Here is a 1,196-nt window from a genome sequence, read left to right as displayed (position 1 = left end):
CTTCATGTTTTTTTTACATGTTATTACACTTGTGATTGAATTAATTACTAAAATCTTTTTAATCGTAAAAAATCAATTATTTTTAGGCTGATAGCCGTACCTAATCTTTTACAATTTACTCACTCTTTTTGTTCTGTAATATTAAATTTTGAAACCAATTCCGTTAATTCTTCCACCTTTTCTTTCATTTTGTTGGATTGGATTGATATTTGTTCAATTGATACGGCCTGTGATTGAATTGAATTTACAGTTTGAAGAGTCTCCTTTTTCACATCCGTTGCAGTTTCAGAAACTAGCGAAAGAGAAGCATTTACTTCTTCTGTACCAGCAGACATCTCTTCTGTCGCTGCGGATACTTCTTGAATTTGACCTGTAATCTTATCAATATCTCTCATAATAGACAAGAAGGTTTGATTCGCTTTGTAAGCAGCTTCTTTTCCTTCTACTGCCTTTTGTTGTCCTTTTTGCATGACATTAACTGTATCTTGGGTATCTTTTTGAATGGATTTTATTAAATGATTAACTTCTTTTGCAGATTCTTTAGATTGCTCAGCCAAGTCTCGAACTTCTGCGGCAACCACTGCAAATCCTTTCCCATTCTCTCCAGCACGTGCCGCTTCAATAGCGGCATTTAAGGCAAGAAGATTCGTTTGTTCGGCAATATTAGTAATTGCAGCGAGAGCTGTATCAATCTGTTGTGTACGTGTAACAAGTTTATTTATTACTTTTGATGTTTCCTCGACAACATCATGCACACTATTCATTTGAAGAATAGAGTGATTTATCACTTCACTACCGATATTTATTCGTTCTGTAGTCGTTACTGCTACCTCAGCGACTACTGCTGAAGATTCAGCTACAGTTTGCACCCCGGTTGTAATTTCTTCCATTGAGGATGAGCTCTCCTGAATACTAGTTACCTGTCCTTCTATTTTTGTTTTTACTTCTAAAACAGTCTGTACAACCTCATTTGAAATACTAGACGCTCGATTTGTATCTTGTAATACGCCCTCCGTAGTAAAAATAACCTCTTGTGTTGTCATCTTAACATTCGCAATTAATTGTTGAAGGTTATCTAACATACTATTAAAAGACTGAACAATATGCCCTAATTCATTATTTGCTTTATAAGGAGTACGTGTTGTTAAATCTCCAGCTGCTACTTTTTCCATATCATTTTGTAGTAATGCAAGTGG

The 1,196-nt window shown here is 35.1% G+C and carries 1 protein-coding gene; it reads right to left on the bottom strand.

Annotated features, from left to right (window positions below):
* Nucleotides 1–119 precede the first annotated feature (119 nt).
* The coding region (locus ACQGS6_RS28925; RefSeq protein ID WP_426966068.1) for a methyl-accepting chemotaxis protein at nt 120–1,196 on the bottom strand (1,077 nt) is incomplete at its 5' end.

It is taken from the genome of Bacillus sp. GMs2/2 (assembly GCF_050172095.1).
Taxonomy (GTDB): Bacteria; Bacillota; Bacilli; order Bacillales; family Bacillaceae_G; genus Bacillus_A; species Bacillus_A cereus.
The sequence above is the reverse complement of the archived record's forward strand: the minus strand, read 5'-3'. Positions and strand labels throughout refer to the sequence as shown.